Below are 19,145 nucleotides of genomic sequence, written 5' to 3' on the forward strand. Positions count from 1 at the left end.
GCGTTGAGCGGGCGGGCGGTGGGAGTGCGGCGCTGGAGCCGAGCCGGATGGACCGGTCAGCTCAACAGAGCGCGCTCGCGTGCCGGACCAGGTCGACGTGCACACGAGCGGTGAGGAGAAGCTCATCCCGCTGCGACATGACCCCATGCTGCCGGGGATCGGAACGAGCGGTCAACGACCTTCCAGAAGATGAGACTTCTATCGCTGCCGATGTTACGAAGCACTCCGAGCAGCGTTTACCATGCCGCAACACCTATCTGGTTGATAGAGATTGCGGTGCCCGGCGCTCACCGTCCAGGACGGACAGCGGACGGACAGCGAGAGGGTTTCAAAAGTTGTCGGTTCGGGCATGTTCGATCTCGACACGGCAGGGAACGGTGACGAGGGGAGACCTCCGATGGGCCTCATGTTTCGCAAGCGCAAGAAGTACGGTCCGATCATCCTGAACTTCACCGAGAACGGCTTCTCCTCGTGGAGCATCAAGATCGGTCGCTGGTCCTGGAACTCCAAGGCTCGTGCGCACCGGGTCGACCTGCCGGGTCCACTGTCCTGGAAGCAGGACAAGTCCCGGTCGTAAGCATCCCGGGAGTCGAGCGGGGTGCCGGTGATTCACCGGCACCCCGCTCGGCGTCTGCGGGGTGGAGGGCTCAGCGTGTCAGGGAGATGATCTCGTCGCCGGCCAGCCGCCCGGACTCGCGGTCCCGCCGCACGTCACCCGCGTCGAGCAGGATGGCGAGCGCCTGGTTGGCGTCGGCGGCCCGGTAGACGGTCGCGGTGAGGGTGTGCCGGCGCAGCTCGGTGACCGGCCGCGACCCGCCCGCACCCAACTCGGCCAGCAGCTCACGGGCCAGCGGTTCGAGGTCGGGATCGCCGACCACGTCGACCGTCGTGCCGGTCGGGTCCAGCGGGTCGCGGTAGCGCAGGTCGAACTCCGCGCCGACCGCCCAGAGCGCGTCGCGGACCGCCTCCAGACTCCGGTCGGAGCGGCTGCCGAACGCGACCACGCCGGCGGCCTCGCCGCCGGGCAGCACCGGCGCCACCTCGGCGACCAGGGGGAAGCCGGCGGAGACGAGCACGTCTCGGGCGCTGTCGGCGGTGTGCAGCAGCAGCTCTCCGGTCCGGCCGTTGGTCGCGGCGGCGAGCACCTTCGGTGTCACCGCGCCGGGCAGGTCCACGAAAGAGAACAGCGGCGCGCCGGCCGCCCCGGCGGCCTTCACGGCGACCGGTAGCCGGTACGCGTCGCCGGGCAGCAGGTGCACGGTGACCTCGGCGGGCAGCTCCGCCTCGATCGGGCCGAGCCGGGCCGGCAGGTCGGCGGCGGCGTCGGCCAGCATCAGCACCGTCACCTGCCGGCCGCGCACCTGGTCGCCGTGCGTGGCGACCAGGCGCAGCGCGGCCTCCGCGCTGCCCGCGTCGGCGCCCGCGAGGGCGACGGTGGCCCGCCGGGAGCGGTGCAGGGCCGCGGGCAGCCAGGTCGTCAACTGGCGGACCAGCAGCTCGCGGAGGAAATCAGTGGTCCGGTCGGTCGGCATCGGTCCGTTCTACCGTACGGGCGGTCAGGCCGAGACGGAGATCCCCACCCCGCCCCGGGTCTGCCCGCCGTAGCGCTGCCGCTCGGCGTCCAGGTCGAGCCGACCGATCTGCTTGCGGGCGGCCAGCGCGGTGTCGTCGAGAAGGTCGGCCGGGATCAGCCAGACCACCTCGAACTCCAGGCCGTCCGGGTCCTTGCCGTAGAGGCTCTTGGTCGTGCCGTGGTCGGAGGTGCCGACCAGCGCGCCCGCGGCGACGAGCCGCTCGGCGGTGGCGGCCAGCTCGTCGAGCGTGTCCACCTCCCAGGCGAGGTGGTAGAGGCCGACGGTGGACCGGCCTGCGGTGGATCGGCCGGCGCCCGCGCCGACCTCGAAGAGGCCGAGGTCGTGGTCGTTGGTGGAGTCGGGGGCCTGGAGGAAGGTGGCGCCCCGGAAGCCGTCCGGGGTCATCGCCACCGGGCGGAAGCCCAGCACGTCACGGTAGAACGCGACGCTGCGGGCGAGGTCACTGACGTAGAGGACCGCGTGGTTGAGCCGGTGGATACCCATGCCCCGAGACTAGCGCGATTTAGTTGAGCCTTCAACCATCGGTTGTATGATGGCCGTCATGACCCGCTGGTTGGACCCCGACGAGCAACGCACCTGGCGCGCGTATCTCACCGCCTCCCGGGTGCTGATGGACACTCTCGACCGCGAGCTGCAACGCGACGTGGGCATGCCGCACGCGTACTACGAGATCCTGGTCCAGCTCTCCGAGGCCCCCGGCCGCCAACTCCGCATGAGCCAGCTGGCCCAGGCGGCGGGGTCGTCCCGCAGCCGGCTCTCGCACGCCGTCGCCCGGCTGGAGGCCGCCGGCTGGGTGCGCCGCGAGGACTGCCCCACCGACCGGCGCGGGCAGATCGCGCTCCTCACCGACGAGGGTTTCGCCACCCTCGCGGCCGCCGCACCCGGCCACGTCGAGGGGGTACGCCGACACCTGTTCGACGCGTTGAGCCCCGCCCAGGTCGACCAGCTGCGCCGGATCAGCGAGACCCTGGCCGAGCACCTGACCGGATCCTGACCAATCGACACCGGCGCGGGTCTTGTACTTACCGTCGTCGGATGAGCACGATGGGGCGTGTCTTCCGGCTTCGGTGAACTGACTGATCAGGCGCACCACCTCGTGTCCTCCGGCGATCTGGCCGGCGCACAGCAACTACTGTCCGACGCGCTCACCGACGCCGACCCCCGCCCGGCCAACGCCACCCCCGAGCTGGCCGAGGCGGCCAGCCTCCAGGCGCGGGTGCTGATCGCCCTCGGTGAGCCGCACTCGGCCCGAGGGTGGGCCGCCTTCGCGTACGCGGCCACCACCCGCCTGCACGGCCGCGCCGACCCGCGCACGGTGGCCGCGGCGGCGACCCTGGCGGCGGTGCTGCACCGGGTCGGCAGTCATTCCCGGGCGGCGCGGCTCTACCAGGAAGTCATCATCGAGCTGACCGCGCAGGACGGCCCGGAGTCGCTGCGGGTGCTCGCCGCGCACGCCGACCTGGCCACCGTCGAGTACGCGCGCGGCCAGTGCACGGTGGCCCGCGACCGCCTCCAGGACGCCTGGGAGTTGCACCGCGAGGTGTACGGAGACGGGCACCCCAGCGGCATCAAGATGCTGGCGCGGCTCGGGGCGATGCAGCGCGACTGCGGGCAGTTCGCCGAGGCACACGACAACCTGGCGCTCGCCCGCGAGCTGTGCCGGCAGCACCTGCCCGCCGACGACCCGCTGGCCACCCAGGTGGCGGCCCTGGCCCGGGCGGCGGCGAATCCCGACCACGCCTGCGCCGACAACCCGCCCACGGCCCGGGACACGCCGGTCGTGCCGGCCGCCCGCGTCCCACCGCACGGCGACGGGCCGGCCGAATCCGGCTACCACCCGCCGGCAGCCGCGACCCACCACGCTGGGTCGGTTCCGAACCCCCGGCTGCCCTCCGACGAGGCGGTCGGATCGACGGGCGGCAGATGGTCGACCGAACCGGTGGACGAGCCCCCGCCTCACCCCACCGACCCTCCGGTGCCGCCGTCGGTGGTCGGGCTGGCCGGCGGCACGGAGGAGCGGCCCGGGGTCTACCGGCTGCACCGACCCGCCACCCCCACCGACCCGTACGCGTCGCCCGACCCGCACGCGCCCTCCGACCACGACGTGCCGTCCAATCACTACGCGCGATCGGACTCGTACGCGCCGTCCGACCCGCACGCGCGATCGGACTCGTACGCGCCGTCCGACCCGTTTCCGCGGGCGGACCCCTACGGGCCGGTCGAGCCGTACACGCCGTCGCGGCTGCTGCCGGTGCCCGTGCACCGCGCGCCGCCGGAGCAGCGCAACCGGCTGGTGCCGGTGCTGGTGGCCGGCGTGGTGGTGGTGCTCCTCGGCGCGGCAGCGGTGATCGCCGGGGTGGCCCGGGTCGACGGCGACGACGAGCCGACCCCGCCGCCGGCCAGCACCTCCCCCACCGCCGACGCGCCGGCCAGCAACGCGCCCGCCCCGGGCGGCTCGGCATCCACGTCGGCTGCCGCCGCGGCGCCGCCCGGCACCCCACCCAGCGCGGTGACCCTGCGCGACACCCGGGACAGCATCGCGCTGAACTGGACCTACCCGGCCGGCAGCGAGGGGCCGGTGGTCATCGCCGGCGGTCGCACCGGCCAGGCCCACAACATCTTCGCGACGCTGCCCGCCGGCACCACCAGCTTCGTCATCTACGCGCTCAACCGCACCAACGACTTCTGCTTCACCGTCGCCGTCGCCTGGTCCACCGACACGGTGGCCCGTTCCGAGCAGGTCTGCACCCGCCGCCGCTGACCCGCCCGCCCACGTCCCGCCAGCCTTGCCCCGTCAGCCGTGCCCCGTCAGCGACGCCCCGCCAGCCCCGCCCCCCACTAGGGCCCGCCCCACTAGGGCCCGCCCCACTAGGGCCCGCCCCACAGCCCTGCCGGCCAGCCACGCCCCCGCCCCGCCGATCTCACTCAGCGTGGGCTTACTCTTCAACCAGCCCACCGTGACAGGCCGTCACAGCTGACGCACCCCGCCGCGCACTTCCGCCCAGGCTTTGCTCTGCTTACCTATACGCACCACCTCGGGTGACCAGCCGGAACGTCGCGGTCGCCCGCTTCGACCCGGGCCGGCGAGCATCACGTTACGTAGCTGTCGCACCCGCGGGTGCAGAGCAAAGGGTCATCGGTGGGCGGTTGGGGGCAGGTCGCCGTCACGGGCCGTCAATCTTTGGACCACCGCTCTCCTCGGCCGGCAACGCCGGCAGCAGCAGGCACACCCGTAGCCCCCGCTGCTCCGGCGCGTCGGTCAGAGTGATGCTGCCGCCCGCGCGTCGGACCAGCTCCCGGACGATGGCCAGCCCCAGGCCGGCGCCCCCGTCGTCGCGGGCCCGTCCGTCATCCAACCGGGTGAACCGGTCGAAGACCCGCTCCCGGTCCGCCACCGGGACGCCCGGGCCGTCGTCGGTCACCGTCACCAGGTGGTACGTCCCGACGCCAGACCCGCCAGTCGTCCCGGCCGTCGCCCCGGCAGTCGTTGTCGACGTCGGCCCCGCCGTCGACGTCGCCTCGGCCGCGAGCACCACATTGCCGTGCGCGTGCCGTACCGCGTTGTCGACCAGGTTGGCCAGCACGCGACGCAGTTCCTCGACGGTGCCGATCGTCCAGAGCGGGCCCGCCGGCGGCGTCACCCGCACCGGCGGCGACGGGTAGCGGGCGGCGACCTCGGTCAGCAACGCGCCCAACTCCACCGGGGCGGTCCCCCGGGCCAGCGGGGTCTCGTCCAGTCGGGCCAGCAGCAGGAGATCGTCGACCAGGCGGCTCAGCCGCTCGGTGTCGGCGAGCAGGTTGGCGGTCACCGCCGTCCAGTCCGTCCGGTCGGCGAGGCGCTGGGCCACCTCCAGCTCCGTCCGGATGTTGGTCAACGGGCTGCGCAGCTCGTGTGCGGCGTCGGAGACGAAGGCCCGCTGCCGGACGCGGGCCGATTCCAGCCGGTCCAGCATGCCGTTGAGGGTGACCGCCAGGCGATGGATCTCGTCGGCCGACGCCGGCACCGGCAGCCGGCCCGTGCCGGCCCTCCCGGTGATCTCCTCGGCGCCTCGACGTAATGCCTCGACCGGCCGCAGGGTCGCGCCCACCACCCGCCACGCCACCCCGGCCAGCACGGCCACCAGCAGCGGGAACGCCACCAGCAGAATGGTCCGGACCACATGGGTGCTGTGCCGCACGTCGGCCATCGAGCGGGCGACCAGCACGGTGAGCGGGTCGGCGGCGGTGCCGGCGGGTACGGCGACCACCCGGACCGGGCCGACGAGCCCGACCCGCTCGGCCGGCACCTCCAACCGTTGCCGGCCGTCATGGTTCAGTCGCTCCGGGCGGACCATCGGCACCAGGCGGTCGGCGTCGATCGAGGCCGCCCTGATCCGCCCCTGCCCGTCCACGACCTGCACGCGGACCTGCCCGCCGGCCACCGGCAGCGGGTCGGGCAGCGCGTCCTCGGCGGCGAGCAGGGCGACCGCGTCGGCGGTGCGGAACGCCTCGGTGTCAACCGTGCGCTGGAGCACGAAGCCGAGCGCGCCGAGCAGCACCACCCCACCCAGGGCCAACCCGATGGTGAGGCCGACCACACCGAGCGCCATGAGCCGCCCGCGCAGCCCGAGGACCGGCATCCGACCGGACCAGACCCGACGGTTGGGTGACGGGCCGTCGGCGGTCACGTCGCCAACCGGTAGCCGGCACCCCGGACCGTCTCCAGCCGGTCCCGGCCGAGCTTGCGGCGCAGGTAGCCGACGTACACCTCGACGGCGTTCGGCGCGGTCTCCAGGCTCGCGTCCCAGACGTGGTCCAACAACTCGATCTTGGAGATCACCTGGCCCGGCCGGCGCATCAGGTAGTCCAGCAGGGCGAACTCCCGCGCGGTCAGCGCCACCTCGGCGTCCGCCCGGGTCACCCGTCGACGGGCCGGGTCCAGCCGCAGGTCACCGACCGCCAGCACGGTCGGCCGTTCCGGCGCGCCTCGACGCAGCAACGCCCGCAGCCGGGCCAGCAGCACGACGTACGAGAAGGGCTTGGTCAGGTAGTCGTCGGCGCCGCAGTCGAGGCCGTCGGCCTGGTCGTACTCGCCGTCCTTGGCGGACAGCATCAGCACCGGCAACCAGTGCTGCTCCGCGCGCAGCCGCCGAACCAGCTCGTACCCGGACAGGCCGGGCAGCATCACGTCGAGGATCATGGCGTCGTACCCGCCGTGCCGGGCCGCGTCCAGGCCGGCCGGGCCGGTTGCCGCCACGTCCACCGCGAACCCCTCCGCCTGGAGGCCACGTTGCAGGGCAGCCGCCAACCGGGCCTCGTCCTCCACCACCAGCACGCGCACAGCTCAAGGGTGCCACCCGGGTCAATCGGCGCGGTTCGGTGTCCTCAGCGCGTTCACAGCACGGAGGGGGCAGGATGGGTCGCAGGAGGTGCCACCATGTCCGTTCTGAGAAGCCGTCCCGTCCTTCGTTGGCTGGTCCCGGCCACCGCGGCCGTCGCCGTCATCGGCGGGGGCGCGGCGATCGGCACGTTCGCCGCCGAGGCCGAGCCGAGTTTGCCGCCCCGAACCGCCGCGCAGCTCCTGGTCGACCTACAGACATCCCGGTTGGAGGGGTTGTCCGGGACCGTGGTGCAACGCGCCGATCTCGGTCTGCCGCCTCTCGTCGGGCTGGTTCCCGGCAACGAGCTGACCACCCTGCTGACCGGCACCCACACCCTGCGGGTCTGGTACTCCGGGCCGGACCAGCAGCGGGTCGCGCTGGTGGACACCCTGGGCGAGCAGGACATCATCCGCAACGGCCGGGACCTGTGGACCTGGCAGAGCCGCGGCAACACCGCCACCCACCGCACGCTGGGCGGCGACGCCGGAGCCTGGAAGCCCGCCCCCGATCCGGCAGCGAGCCTGCCGGCCACCCCGCAGCAGGCCGCCGACCTTGCGTTGGGCGCGATCGACCCGAGCACCGAGGTCAGCGTCGGCCGGTCGGCGACCGTCGCCGGCCAGGACGCGTACGAGTTGGTGCTCCAGCCGCGCGACGGTGACTCCCTGGTGCACCAGCTGCGGATCGCCATCGACGCCAAGCAGCACGTTCCACTGCGCTTCGAGGTGCTCGCGAAGGGCAGTGACCGGCCGGCGTTCGAGGTGGCCTTCACCCAGGTCGACTACCGCCGTCCGGACGCCGACCAGTTCACCTTCAACCCGCCGCCGGGCGTGACGGTCAACGAGGAGAAGGCCGAGCGGCCGACGGGCAAGCCCGGTCACGTCGAGCCGGCGGGTGACCCGCAGGTACGCGCGGTGGGCTCCGGCTGGTCGACCGTGCTGATCGGCCGCCTCGACGGGGCCGACGTCGGCCGCAAGACCCCCGCGAAGCCGGCTGCGGCACCCGGCGGCTCCGCCCCGGACGTGGACATGTCGAAGCTGCTCGGCGGGTTGGCGGCGGTCAGTGGTGACTGGGGCAGCGGTCGGCTCCTCACCAGCAAACTGTTCAGCGTGCTGCTCACCGATGACGGTCGGGTGCTCGCCGGCGCCGTCACTCCGGAGCGGCTCTACCAGGCCGCGCGCGGCTGATCCACCCGGTGATCGCGCCGGGTCGACCTGAGGGTCGGCCCGGCGCTTCGCTGTGGGCGGGCCCGGGTCAGCGGACGCCGAGGGCGCTGAGGTACGCGTCGGCGAGGACCGCGTGCCCGGGCAGGTGCGGGTGGACCCGGTCGTCGGCCCAGCGCGTCGCCGGACTCACCGCCAGCACCCGGTCGAACGCCGCCTGGTTGGCCACGTGCACCGCGTCGAACTCGGTGGCCAGCCCCGCCACGACCGCCGCGTACCGGTCGGTGTCGGCGCGTTGCGGGTCGCCGCGGTCCGCCTCGATGAGGAACGGGTCGCCGAGGATCAGTCGGCAGCCGGTGGCGGCGACCGCCCGGCGGAGCAGGTCACGCAGGGTGCGCTCGTACTCCTCGATGCCGACCGCCTCATCCGGCCGGTCACCGTAGTGCCGCCAGATGTCGTTGATGCCGATCAGCACCGCGAGCCAGTCGGGGCGCTCGGCGATGGCGTCGTCGTCCCAGCGGGCCGCCAGGTCCCGCACCGTGTCGCCGCCCACACCCCGGTTGACCCACTCCAGGTCCAACTCCGGGTGCCGCGCGCCGACCAGGGCGCGCACGAGACTCACATATCCGCTGCCGTAGGGCGCGGCGACGTCGCGTCGACCACAATCGGTGATGCTGTCCCCGATGAAGACCACCCGTTGGCCGGTCCGCAGGATCATCCGCCGCCACCTCGCGATCACCGGCGCGCCGGACCGCCCGGCTTGGTGAGAACCGGCGGAACGCGCTATCTTCAACAGTTCGAAGGGCACAAAAAAGAACGGCTAAAAGCCGTTCCTGCAAAGGATTCTAATCTTTAGGGAGACGGCTTGTCAAGGCACTCCGGCGGTTCCGGCGAATTGCCGCTCGATGACGAGATCGGTCGCGAGCAGGAGTACGTCTCGATGCTCTACAACCGGTTGGACGAGCTGCGTGAGCAGGCCGCCCACCGGCTCACCGCCGAGCTGCACAACACCGGCGGCACCCTCCAGGACCGCTCGCAGCGCGACAGCTCGGTAGCGATGTACGCCGATCAGGTCGAACAGTTCTCCGCCGTGGAGAACGGGCTCTGCTTCGGCCGTCTCGACGGCGACGACGACTCCCGCCGCTACATCGGCCGGATCGGCATCTTCGACACCACCGGTGACTACGACCCGCTGCTGATGGACTGGCGGGCCCCCGCAGCCCGCCCGTTCTACCTCGCCACCGCCGCGAACCCGCAGGGCGTACGCCGTCGCCGGCACCTGCGCAGCCGGCAACGCAAGGTGACCGGGCTCAACGACGAGGTGCTCGACATCGACACCGCCTCCCCCGGCGCCCACGAGGAGCTAACCGGTGAGGCGTCCCTGCTCGCCGCCCTCAACGCGGGTCGTACCGGCCGGATGCGCGACATCGTCGAGACCATCCAGGCCGAACAGGACGAGATCATCCGCGCGGAACTCCCGGGCGTGATGGTGGTCCAGGGCGGCCCGGGCACCGGCAAGACCGCTGTCGCGCTGCACCGGGCCGCGTACCTGCTCTACACACACCGCCGCGAACTCTCCAGCCGCGGCGTGCTGCTGGTCGGCCCGAACGCGACCTTCCTGCGCTACATCTCCCAGGTGCTGCCGACGCTGGCCGAGACCGGTGTGCTGCTGCGTACCCAGGGTGATCTCTTTCCCGGGGTGAGCGCCCAACGGACCGAGCCGGCCGAGACCGCGGCGCTCAAGGGCCGGGCGGTGCTGGCCGAGGTGTTGGCGCTGGCCGTACGGGACCGGCAGTGGGTGCCGGACGAACCGCTGGAGATCGAGGTCGAGCGGGAGACGCTGACCCTCGACCCGGAGATCGTGCGCGCCGCCCGGGACCGGGTCCGCCGCCCCGACCGACCGCACAATCTGGCCCGCGCGCTGTTCGACGTGGAGATCGTGCACGCGCTCGCCGAGCAGGTCGCCGAACGCATCGGCGCCGACCCGCTCGGCGGGGACAACCTCCTCGACGAGGCGGACCGGGCCGAGATCCGCCGCGAGCTGCGCGAGGAGTCGGAGATCCAAGCCGCCCTCGACCAGCTGTGGCCGGTGCTCACCCCGCAGCGGCTGCTCGCCGACCTGTACGCCGACCCGGACCGGATCGCCGCCGCCGCGCCGATGCTCAGCGAGGACGAGCGGGCGCTGCTGCGGCGCGATCGCGGTGGCTGGACGCCGGCCGACGTCCCGCTGCTGGACGAGGCCGCCGAGCTGCTCGGCGAGGACGAACGCGCCGCCGCCGCCCGGCGGGACCGCATCCGCATGATGGAACGGGAGTACGCCGAGGGCGTGCTGGAGATCGCCCGCGGTTCCCGCTCGATCGACGTCGAGGACGAGGCCGAGGGCGGTGAGATCCTCGGCGTGACCGACCTGATCGACGCGGATCGGCTGCTGGAACGGCAGGAGGAGGCCGACCGGCTCACCACCGCGCAGCGGGCCGCCGCCGACCGCACCTGGGCGTTCGGCCACGTGATCGTGGACGAGGCGCAGGAGCTGTCGCCGATGGCCTGGCGGCTGCTGATGCGCCGCTGCCCGAGCCGGTCGATGACGATCGTCGGGGACGTGGCGCAGACCGGCGCGCTCAGCGGTACGCCGTCCTGGGCGGACGCCCTCGCCCCGTACGTCGAGCAGCGGTGGCGGCTCGCCGAGCTGACGGTCAGCTACCGCACCCCGGCCGAGATCATGGCGGTCGCCGCCGACGTACTGGCCGAGATCGACCCGGCGCTGCGGCCGCCGCGCTCGGTGCGGGAGAGCGGCGTACCCCCGTGGGACCGGACGGTGCCCGACGGACGGTTGGCGGCCGAGTTGGTCGCCGAGGCCACCCGGGAGGCGGCCGGGCTGACCGAGGGCCGGCTCGGGGTGCTCGTGCCGGCCGGCCGGGTGGGCGAGTTGGGCGCGGCGGTGACCGCCGCCCTGCCCGAGGCCGCCGTCGTCGGCGAGCATCCGGAGCTGGAGAGCCGGGTGGTGGTGCTGACCGTCGCGCAGGCCAAGGGCTTGGAGTTCGACTCGGTGCTGGTCGTGGACCCGGACCGGATGGTGGCCGAGTCCCCCCGCGGACGCAGCGACCTGTACGTAGCCCTCACCCGCGCCACCCAACGCCTGGGCGTCCTGCGCCCGGCGAGCTAACCCGCCCCACCCGCTGAATCGATCATGAGGTTGACGTGGACGGTGATCTTCCACAGCCACGTCAACCTCATGATCACGTCGCCAAGGGGGCGGCGGGTGGGTCGGGTTAGTCGGTGGATTTGTCCCTGATGGACTTCGCTGGGCCGGTTGCGGAGGTGGACTGGTCGCTGGTGCCACCGCCCATCGGGGTGCTCAGGCCGCCGGTGGTGGCATCGCCGGTCGTGGTCGGCGCGACCTTGCCCGGGTGCCGCTCCGGCTGTCGGGCCACCCGGCGCACGCTCGCCGGCCCGGCGGTGCCACCGGTGGTGGTCACCGCGCCCTGCCCGCCGACGGGGCCACCGTCGCGCAGCACCTGTGGGTCGATCCGCTCATGAGCCGGATCGAGCGGGTCATCGCGCTGGAGCTGGCTCTCCACATCGGTGCGGGGCACCGTCACCTCGTCGAGGGCGCCCTTGCCGTACACGCCGCCGGCGATCCGATCCTCGGCCTCGCGGGCGGCGTCCTGCCGCATGTCGTCCTCACGCACGTCCATCACCTCGCAGAAGCTGTGGAACTGACTGCGTGCCCCACCACCGGCCGACCAAACCCGGTGTGACCGGGAGGTCGTCCACAGCGGTTCACCGTCGCGCCGCCCGCCGGCCGCCTGCCCGCAGCCCGAGATGTCCATGCTGTCCCGCGACCGGTGGGAGATGCCCGCCGGCAGGAGGGGATGACAGCGTGCGCACAGTACGCCGTACCGCCGTCGCGGCCCTGGTGGCCGCGACGGTGACGACCGGGCTCGCGGTGCCCGCCGAGGCGAAGCCGCGACCGGACCGGACATTCGACGTGCAGGCCCACCGGGGCGGCCTCGGGCTGCGGGTGGAGAACACCCTCGCCTCCTTCGGCAACGCCCTGCAGCTCGGGGTGACCACCCTCGAACTGGACGTGCAGATCACCGAGGACGGCCAGGCCGTCGTCACCCACGACCGGAAGATCAGTGGCGCCAAGTGCGTCGACACCACCCCGGTGACGCCCGGCGACCCGGAGTTCCCGTACGTCGGGAAGTACATCAACACGCTCAGCCTGGCCCAGGTGCGCTCGCTCGACTGCGGCTCCAGGACGCTGTCGGACAAGCCCGGCCAGCTCGCCGTCCCGGGTGCCCGGATGCCGCTGCTGCGTGAGGTCTTCGCGCTGGTCAACCGTTACCGGGCGAAGGACGTGAAGCTCAACGTCGAGACCAAGGTCGAGGCGGGCGCGCCGACCGAGACCGCCCCCCGCGAGCAGTTCGTCCGGGTCACCGCTGCCGAGATCCGCGCCGCCGGACTGCTCAAGCAGGTCACCATCCAGAGCTTCGACTGGGGCGCGCTGATGCGCATGCGTCAGGTCGAGCCGAAGCTGCCGCTGGTCGCCCTGACCAACTACGACTTCCTCCAGACCGGTCAGCCGGGTGCGTCGCCGTGGCTGGGCGGACTGGACATCGACGACTTCGGTGGCGACCCGATCAAGGCGATCCGCAGCTTCGGCGCCAGCGCGTTCTCGCCGGTGCACGGGTTCCCGCAGAACGGCACGGTCACCGACCCGGCCTACAAGCCGTACGTCACGAAGGAGATGGTCGCCCAGGCGCACCGCTACGGGATCAAAGTGATCCCGTGGACGGTCGACGACGTGCCGACCATGACCAAGCTGATCGACGACGGTGTGGACGGCATCATCACCGACTACCCGGACCGGCTGCGCGGCCTGCTGGCGCAGCGCGGTTACCGGCTGCCGAAGGCGTACACCGCGCCGTTCGACATCCAGGCGCACCGGGGCGGTCGGGCCACCCGGCCGGAGAACACCCTGCCGGCGTTCGCGAACGCGCTGTCCAACCGGGCCATCTCCACCCTTGAACTGGACACCAACGTGACCGCCGACGGCAAGCTCGTGGTGCTGCACGATCGCACCGTCAACGGGTCACACTGCGTCGACACCGCCCCGGTGCGCCCGGGAGACCGGAAGTTCCCGTACGTGGGCAAGCCGGTGCACGAGCTGACCCTGGCGCAGCTCAAGACCGTCGACTGCGGCACCAAGACGCTGCCCGAGCTGCCCGCTCAGGTACCCGCCCCCGGTGCCCGGATCCCGACCTTGGATGAGGTCTTCGCCCTGGTGAAGGCGAGTGGCCGCACCGACATCGGAATGAACATCGAGACGAAGATCAGCCCGGTGGTGAATGACACCGAGCCGTACCGCAGCTTCACCCGCAAGCTCGTCGACGCGATCCAGCGGGCCGGCTTCACCAGCCGGGCCACCATCCAGTCGTTCGACTGGCGCACCATCACGTACGCCCGGCAGCTCGACCGGCGGATCGGCACGGTCGGCCTGGTCTGGCAGTACGGTCCGGCCGAGTGCGCGACCCTCGCCGACGAGTGCTCGTTGGAGGCGGTCTACGGCAACCCGTCGGTGAAGAGCCCGTGGACCGGTGGACTGGACTGGTGGAAGTACCAGGACCTCGGCAAGCTGACCCGGGCCGCGGGCGCTGGCACGGTCTCCGCCAACTGGCAGGTGCACGACCCGAAGCAGGGCAAGGTCGCCTCGACCGACTGGTACCTGCGGGAAAACCCGGCATACTTCCACGGACCGGACGTTCGGACCCTGCAGACCCGCTACGACCTGAAGGTGATCCCGTACACCGTGGATGACGCCACGGTGATGCAGCGGGTCATCGACCTCGGCGTCGACGGCATCATCACCGACGACCCGAGCCTTCTGGTGAGCGTGGCGATCCGCAACGGCCTGCGCTGACCCGTCGACCATCCGATCGCCGGCCGGATTTTTCCGGCCGGCGATCGGTGTTACCTGCTCCGGGGCCTCGGGTAGTCGGGGGTTGTCCCCGCCACGAAAGCGAACCGTGCCGTGGCCGAAACGCGGTAGCGGGGCGAGGGAATGCAGGTACGACTCATCGCATCCTGAGGAGGACCAGATGAGCACGCAGGCTGCTTCCACCCGGCCGATGAACCGGCCCATGAACGACCCGCAGAATCCCGCAGCGATGCGGGACATGCAGACCCAGCAGATGCCGGTCATGCATGACGGGCGCCGCAACGACATGCAGGCACCCGGTACGGAGACCAAGCAGGCTTTCAAGACCACCGAGTTCTGGATCTATCTGATCGCGGTGGCCGCCGTACTGGGCGCGTCGCAGGTCGTTGGTCGGAACACTACTGGGGTGGACATCTTCCGGGCCGACAACGCCTGGTTCCTGGTCACCCTGCTGACGCTTGGCTACCTCGGTAGCCGTGGCCTCGCGAAGGCCGGCAGCAACTGGCGCAGCAGCGAGGAGCGCAAGGCCCGGCACTGACCGGTTCACAGCGCACGGTGGCCTCCGGGAGATCCTCCCGGAGGCCACCATCGTGTTGTACCGACTACTCGTCGCCGCCGAAGTCGCCGAAGTCGCCCTCGAACGCGTCCCCGATCATCTCGCCGGCGACCATGCCGCCGGCGACGCCGAGCGCCGCCCCGGCCACCATGCCGCCCATGCCGTGCCCACGGCCGTGACCGTGGCTCCCGCCGTACTGGGAGCGCAGGCTGCCGTAGCGGGTCGTGGTCTCGCGCAGCCAACCGTCGACGACCTGCGCCCAGTCCACCCGGTCAACGTCGGTGTGCGACACCTGAAAGCGACCGAACGCGTCGTGCCCGGCGCTGAGGAACCCACCGCGCTTGTCGCACTCCAGGATGACCTCCACGCCGCGCTGGCTGGTCACGAAAGTCAGCTCGACCTCCCGGATGGTGCTCGCGTACTGCGGGGAGGCGAAGAACTCGATCTCCTGGTAGAACGGCAGCGTCTGCTGCACGCCCCGGATGTGACCCCGCTCCAGGTCGGCGTGCTTGAACCGGAAGCCGAGCCGCTGGAACGCCTCCAGGATCCGCTCGTGCACCGGCAGCGGGTGCACCGCCACCTGGTCCAGGTCGCTCTTGTCGACCGCCCGGGCGATCGCCAGCTCGGTGCGCAGGCCCATCGTCATGCCGTGCAGGCGCTGACCGTAAACGTCGGTGATCGGGGTCTCCCACGGCACCGGCAGCTGGAACGGGATCGAGAGCTGCTGCTTCGGGGCGAGTTGGAGCGGGCCGCTGACCACCATCCGGTGGAACTCCATCGTGCCCGCGTACTCGGTGTCGTGTCCCTCGACCTCGACCCGGGTGACCAGGCCAATCACCACCTGCTCGATGGCTGCCTCAGCGTCGCCGCCGACGAGGTTGACCTGCCCGTCGAGGGTCAGGCCGGGCCGGGTGTTGGGGTTGGTCAGCACGGTGTCCACGCTGGGACCGCCCACACCGAACGCGCTCAACATCTTCTTGAAGACCATCGAAACTCCTGTGCGACGCCGACCGCTCCAGGCTGGAGTCGGACGTTGACTCGAACGGCACCTTATCCAGGACCCCTGTGAGGTGGCTGTGAAGCGCCCGCGCTTCACAGCGGTGTCGTGTCGAGCCGGGTGGCAATGGCGAGCCTTAGCCCAGCAGCGGGTCTTAGCCGATGAACTCGGCGCGCATCCGCTCGGCGACCTGGTCGGGCGACGGCATGGCGACGATCTCGGCGCTGAGCCGGCGCGCGGCCTCGGCGAACGTCGGTTCGTCGAGCAGCCGGCGCAGCGCCGCCGCGATGGCGGCCGGGTCGGCCTGCCCGGGCATCAGTGCGAGACCCGCTCCGGACGCGGCGACCCGGTCCGCCTGGATGAACTGGTCGGCGCCCTGGGGTACGACCACCATCGGGACGCCCCGGGCGAGCGTGCCGAGGGTGGTGCCGGCGCCGCCGTGGGTGACGACCGCGCTGACGTTCTCCAGCAACTGGGCCAGCGGCACGAAGGGGCTGAACTCCACCCGGTCGGAGTCGAGCTGGTAGTCCTCCGGCTTGCCGTCCAGGCCGAGCGTGGCCAGCACGTCGACGTCCACGTCGGTGAGGGCACCCAGCAGCGGGCCAACGACGGCGGGGTCGGCGAAGACCGTACCGAAGCTGACCAGCACCCGGGGACGCCCGCCGGCCGGCGGCGTGTGCGCGCCCGTCGAAGCGTCGGGTGCCTGGTGCGGTTCCGGCCGCAGCGCGATCCGCTCCACCCCTTGCGGTACGGCGAAGCCCTCGAACTGCAGCCCCGGTGGGCAGGTGTCCAGCAGCCACCGCCCGGCCTGGACGCGCTGCGGCGCGGGCAGCCCGCGCTCCTCGTAGCGAGAGCGGACCACCGCGATCAGCGGGTCGGTGAACTCGGCCGGCACCGCCGGGCCGAAGGCGAGGGTGGCCAGCGGTACGTCGAGACCGGCGGCGACCAGCGGCCCCACGAAGTCGAGCATCTCGTTGACGATCAGATCCGGCTGCCAGCTCTTTGCCTGCGCGAACGCCTCGTCAGCGGTGAGGTCGACCCGGACCCCGGCGAAGAACTCGGCGACCGCCTCTGGGATCGGCTCGGTCGCGGGGTTGATGCCCAGCTTTCGCCCCACCTCGGCGAAGAGGACATCCGGCATGGGGCCAGCCGGCAGCAGCTCGATGCCCTCGGGAGCGAGGAGCGGGGCCATGCCCGCAGCGGTCACTACGGCAACGTCGTGGCCTTGACGCCGGAACGCGCGGATCAGGGGCAGAAGCGGGAGGAAGTGCCCGAAAGATGGCACGTTCGAGAAGAGGACTCGCATGTTCATCAGAATACCCTTCTGACGAGATGGGTCGGTAGAGTGCCCTGGTGGCTGCTCAACCGCGCGCCAGCCGGCGCCAGGAGAGCGCCGAGCAAACGCGGCAGTTGATCTTGGATGCGGCGCAGGATCTGTTCATCACCCGGGGGTACGCCGCTACGACGGTCAACGACATCGCCGCCCGCGCCCGGGTTGCCGTAGCGACCGTCTACACCAGCGTCGGCGGCAAGCCGACGCTGCTGCGGGCGCTCATCGAGGCAGGTGTGAACGACCCGGAGACCGCGCAGAACGTGGCGGCCATCGCGGTCGCCGCCGACCCCGGCGAGGTCGTGCGGCTGATCGGCGTCGGGACACGGTACGGCCACCAGAGCCGCCCGCACACGATCCAACTGATGAGGGCGGCGCCGGGCATGACGGCGAGCGCGGCGGAAGCGGCGCGCGACGGCGCGGCGGCGTACCGGCAGGCGCTACGGGTCGGCGCGGTACGCCTCGACGACCTCTCCGCCCTACGTCCGGGCCTCACCGTCGAACAGGCCACCCAGGTGCTCTGGTTCTACTTCGGGCTGCACTCCTGGCCACAACTCGTCGACGAGGGTGGCTGGTCGTACGACGAGGCCGAGCGCTGGCTGGTCGACCGGGCCACCGAGGCACTCCTTGCGCCCTAGCCGAACTCACCGTCCTTGACGCCGAGGACGAACGCGGTCCACCCAGCAACGGGATAGACGAGGGTTGCCGCCGCACGGTCCTTGCTGTCCCGTACCGCCACTCGACGGGAACCGTCGAGGATGGGCCCTGCCTCGACACAGCTGCCACCGTTGCTGTCACTCTTGCTGCTGATGTGCCAAGCGACCTTGGGCATGCTCTCGCTCATGACAACTCCTCTGCGATGCTCACGATCAACTTCGTTGACTCGCTCTCGCTGAGCGCAAAATCCAGCAGACGACCATAGGCGCGAACAAAGCGCTCAGCCTTCGGCGACTCCAGGTAGAGCCGCCCTCCCAAAGACTCCATAACGTGCGAGGGGCCACCCTCCCTGTTCTTGCTCGGATCTTGAGGGGGCAGCACGACAAGAGCGGCGAATCGGTCAGGAATCGAGAAGCTCTGGTCATCGAGCCGCAACTAGCGTGACCGCCATCGACGTCCCGACCGGCAGACCGCCGGACCGGAAGATGCTCGTCTTCCCAGGAGGTTGCCATGAGTGCGAACGCATGGATTCGGCAGATCCATCGGTGGCTGGCCATCGCCTTCACGGTGACCGTCATCGTCACCTTCGTCGCCTTGGCACAGGACGACCCCGTCATCTGGGTGTCCTATGTGCCCCTACTTCCCCTTGCCCTGCTCCTGTTCACCGGGTTGTACCTGTTCGCCCTGCCGTACGTCGCGAAGAGGCGGCGAGCCGGGCGGCCAGGCTGAGAGGCCGTCAGTCGGGTTCCACGACCACCAGCTCGCCGACCTGTTCGCCGATCGCGGTACGCGCCTCGGCCGGCAGCCCGACGTCGGTGATCAGCACGTCGGCGGCCTCCAGCGGGGCGATGGTGGCGATACCGATGGTCTCCCACTTGGTGTGGTCGGCGAGCACCACGAGCCGGCGGGCCGCGCCGATGAGGCAGCGGTTGACGCCGGCCTCCAGCAGGTTGGGCGTGGTGAACCCGGTCCGTGGGCTGAGGCCGTGCACACCGAGGAACAGCAGGTCGACGTTGAGCGCGCTGATCGCCGCCTCGGCCACCGGCCCGGTCAACGCGTCCGACGGGGTGCGGATGCCGCCCGTCAACACGACGGTCTGGTCCGCGCGCGGGTTCTGATAGAGCGCGTCGGCCACCGGGATCGAGTTGGTCACCACGGTCAGCCCGCGTACGTCGGAGAGCAGCGTGGCCAGCGCGGCGGTGGTGGTGCCGGCGGAGAGCGCGATGGCCATCCCCGGCTCCACCATCGTCGCCGCCCGCTCGGCGATGGCCCGCTTCTCCGCCTGTTGGCGGATCGACTTCGCGGCGAAGCCGGGTTCCTCTGCCGAGCCGGGCCCGGCGAGGGTCGCGCCGCCGTGCACCTTGTCGACCAGGCCGCGCTCGGCCAACACCTCCAGGTCGCGCCGGATCGTCATGTCGGACACGCCGAACCGACTGACCAGGTGACTCACCCGCACCCCGCCGCGTTGGCGGATCAGATCGAGGATGGCGGTCTGCCGCTGCTGGGCGAGCATGTGGGGAACCTCCTTCGCGCCGTGACTGTCGTCAGA

At 71.6% G+C, this 19,145-nt stretch carries 20 protein-coding genes and 1 pseudogene; 9 read left to right on the plus strand and 12 right to left on the minus strand.

Going from position 1 to position 19,145, the window contains the following annotated elements; all coding sequences use genetic code 11:
• Positions 1-61: 61 nt before the first annotated feature.
• Positions 62-139, minus strand: a complete 78-nt coding sequence (locus AC5L30_RS28815) for a putative leader peptide (protein ID WP_349881247.1) — start codon at positions 137-139, stop codon at positions 62-64.
• Positions 140-397: 258 nt separating this feature from the next.
• On the opposite strand from AC5L30_RS28815, the gene AC5L30_RS28820 reads away from it, so the two are divergent.
• Positions 398-577, plus strand: a complete 180-nt coding sequence (locus tag AC5L30_RS28820) for a DUF4236 domain-containing protein (RefSeq protein ID WP_030333600.1) — start codon at positions 398-400, stop codon at positions 575-577.
• Positions 578-647: 70 nt separating this feature from the next.
• Here the strand turns inward: AC5L30_RS28820 and AC5L30_RS28825 are convergent, their stop codons facing one another.
• Together AC5L30_RS28825 and AC5L30_RS28830 are read right to left on the minus strand one after the other, a co-directional pair.
• Entirely contained in the window at positions 648-1,532 is an 885-nt protein-coding gene (locus AC5L30_RS28825; protein ID WP_494871063.1) for a hypothetical protein, read from the minus strand.
• 24 nt (positions 1,533-1,556) lie between these two features.
• Positions 1,557-2,078 carry a VOC family protein gene (locus AC5L30_RS28830; protein WP_494871064.1) on the minus strand — a complete coding sequence of 174 codons (522 nt, stop codon included), beginning with the start codon at positions 2,076-2,078 and terminating at the stop codon, positions 1,557-1,559.
• Positions 2,079-2,127: 49 nt separating this feature from the next.
• Between AC5L30_RS28830 and AC5L30_RS28835 the strand changes: the two genes are divergently transcribed.
• Both AC5L30_RS28835 and AC5L30_RS28840 read left to right on the plus strand, forming a co-directional pair.
• Positions 2,128-2,589: a MarR family winged helix-turn-helix transcriptional regulator gene (locus AC5L30_RS28835; protein WP_494871126.1), complete on the plus strand. Its 462-nt coding sequence runs from the start codon at positions 2,128-2,130 to the stop codon at positions 2,587-2,589.
• A 57-nt stretch (positions 2,590-2,646) separates the two neighbouring features.
• Positions 2,647-4,356: a tetratricopeptide repeat protein gene (locus AC5L30_RS28840; protein ID WP_494871066.1), complete on the plus strand. Its 1,710-nt coding sequence runs from the start codon at positions 2,647-2,649 to the stop codon at positions 4,354-4,356.
• Positions 4,357-4,759: 403 nt separating this feature from the next.
• Here the strand turns inward: AC5L30_RS28840 and AC5L30_RS28845 are convergent, their stop codons facing one another.
• Together AC5L30_RS28845 and AC5L30_RS28850 are read right to left on the minus strand one after the other, a co-directional pair.
• Positions 4,760-6,184, minus strand: a complete 1,425-nt coding sequence (locus AC5L30_RS28845) for an ATP-binding protein (protein ID WP_494871128.1) — start codon at positions 6,182-6,184, stop codon at positions 4,760-4,762.
• A gap of 74 nt (positions 6,185-6,258) precedes the next feature.
• A complete protein-coding gene (locus tag AC5L30_RS28850) occupies positions 6,259-6,915 on the minus strand; it encodes a response regulator transcription factor (RefSeq protein WP_124816037.1) in 657 nt (218 codons plus the stop codon).
• Positions 6,916-7,011: 96 nt separating this feature from the next.
• On the opposite strand from AC5L30_RS28850, the gene AC5L30_RS28855 reads away from it, so the two are divergent.
• Entirely contained in the window at positions 7,012-8,139 is a 1,128-nt protein-coding gene (locus tag AC5L30_RS28855) for a LolA family protein (RefSeq protein ID WP_494871068.1), read from the plus strand.
• A gap of 67 nt (positions 8,140-8,206) precedes the next feature.
• On the opposite strand, the gene AC5L30_RS28860 is transcribed toward AC5L30_RS28855, so the two are convergent.
• Complete coding sequence (locus tag AC5L30_RS28860) at positions 8,207-8,833, minus strand: SGNH/GDSL hydrolase family protein (RefSeq protein WP_494871069.1); 627 nt, start codon at positions 8,831-8,833, stop codon at positions 8,207-8,209.
• Between the two features lie 147 nt (positions 8,834-8,980).
• On the opposite strand from AC5L30_RS28860, the gene AC5L30_RS28865 reads away from it, so the two are divergent.
• On the plus strand, positions 8,981-11,278 hold the full coding sequence (locus AC5L30_RS28865; protein WP_494871070.1) for a HelD family protein: 2,298 nt from the start codon (positions 8,981-8,983) through the stop codon (positions 11,276-11,278).
• Positions 11,279-11,384: 106 nt separating this feature from the next.
• On the opposite strand, the gene AC5L30_RS28870 is transcribed toward AC5L30_RS28865, so the two are convergent.
• Positions 11,385-11,804, minus strand: a complete 420-nt coding sequence (locus AC5L30_RS28870; RefSeq protein ID WP_494871072.1) for a hypothetical protein — start codon at positions 11,802-11,804, stop codon at positions 11,385-11,387.
• A 191-nt stretch (positions 11,805-11,995) separates the two neighbouring features.
• On the opposite strand from AC5L30_RS28870, the gene AC5L30_RS28875 reads away from it, so the two are divergent.
• Positions 11,996-14,038, plus strand: a complete 2,043-nt coding sequence (locus AC5L30_RS28875) for a glycerophosphodiester phosphodiesterase family protein (protein WP_494871074.1) — start codon at positions 11,996-11,998, stop codon at positions 14,036-14,038.
• A gap of 178 nt (positions 14,039-14,216) precedes the next feature.
• Positions 14,217-14,594 carry a hypothetical protein gene (locus AC5L30_RS28880; RefSeq protein WP_494871075.1) on the plus strand — a complete coding sequence of 126 codons (378 nt, stop codon included), beginning with the start codon at positions 14,217-14,219 and terminating at the stop codon, positions 14,592-14,594.
• A gap of 64 nt (positions 14,595-14,658) precedes the next feature.
• Here AC5L30_RS28880 and AC5L30_RS28885 read toward each other — a convergent pair whose 3' ends face one another.
• Together AC5L30_RS28885 and AC5L30_RS28890 are read right to left on the minus strand one after the other, a co-directional pair.
• Complete coding sequence (locus AC5L30_RS28885; RefSeq protein ID WP_494871077.1) at positions 14,659-15,600, minus strand: sporulation protein; 942 nt, start codon at positions 15,598-15,600, stop codon at positions 14,659-14,661.
• Positions 15,601-15,763: 163 nt separating this feature from the next.
• Positions 15,764-16,915 (minus strand): glycosyltransferase, encoded by a 1,152-nt coding sequence (locus AC5L30_RS28890; protein ID WP_494871079.1) that lies wholly within the window; start codon positions 16,913-16,915, stop codon positions 15,764-15,766.
• Between the two features lie 47 nt (positions 16,916-16,962).
• Between AC5L30_RS28890 and AC5L30_RS28895 the strand changes: the two genes are divergently transcribed.
• Positions 16,963-17,577 (plus strand): TetR/AcrR family transcriptional regulator, encoded by a 615-nt coding sequence (locus AC5L30_RS28895; RefSeq protein ID WP_494871081.1) that lies wholly within the window; start codon positions 16,963-16,965, stop codon positions 17,575-17,577.
• On the opposite strand, the gene AC5L30_RS28900 is transcribed toward AC5L30_RS28895, so the two are convergent.
• Both AC5L30_RS28900 and AC5L30_RS28905 read right to left on the minus strand, forming a co-directional pair.
• A complete protein-coding gene (locus AC5L30_RS28900; protein WP_494871083.1) occupies positions 17,574-17,783 on the minus strand; it encodes a DUF397 domain-containing protein in 210 nt (69 codons plus the stop codon). The two genes, AC5L30_RS28895 and AC5L30_RS28900, sit on opposite strands and share 4 nt — an antisense overlap.
• Positions 17,780-17,920 (minus strand): annotated as a pseudogene (locus AC5L30_RS28905) (Scr1 family TA system antitoxin-like transcriptional regulator); the annotation flags it as partial. The gene AC5L30_RS28900 and the pseudogene AC5L30_RS28905, both read right to left, overlap by 4 nt.
• Before the next feature lie 186 nt (positions 17,921-18,106).
• Here AC5L30_RS28905 and AC5L30_RS28910 point away from each other — a divergent pair.
• The gene (locus tag AC5L30_RS28910; RefSeq protein ID WP_494871085.1) at positions 18,107-18,325 is read left to right on the plus strand and encodes a hypothetical protein; all 219 of its coding nucleotides are present in this window, start codon (positions 18,107-18,109) and stop codon (positions 18,323-18,325) included.
• A 7-nt stretch (positions 18,326-18,332) separates the two neighbouring features.
• On the opposite strand, the gene AC5L30_RS28915 is transcribed toward AC5L30_RS28910, so the two are convergent.
• Entirely contained in the window at positions 18,333-19,109 is a 777-nt protein-coding gene (locus AC5L30_RS28915; protein WP_494871086.1) for a DeoR/GlpR family DNA-binding transcription regulator, read from the minus strand.
• Between the last annotated feature and the right edge of the window lie 36 nt (positions 19,110-19,145).

It is taken from the genome of Micromonospora sp. BQ32, assembly GCF_059358895.1.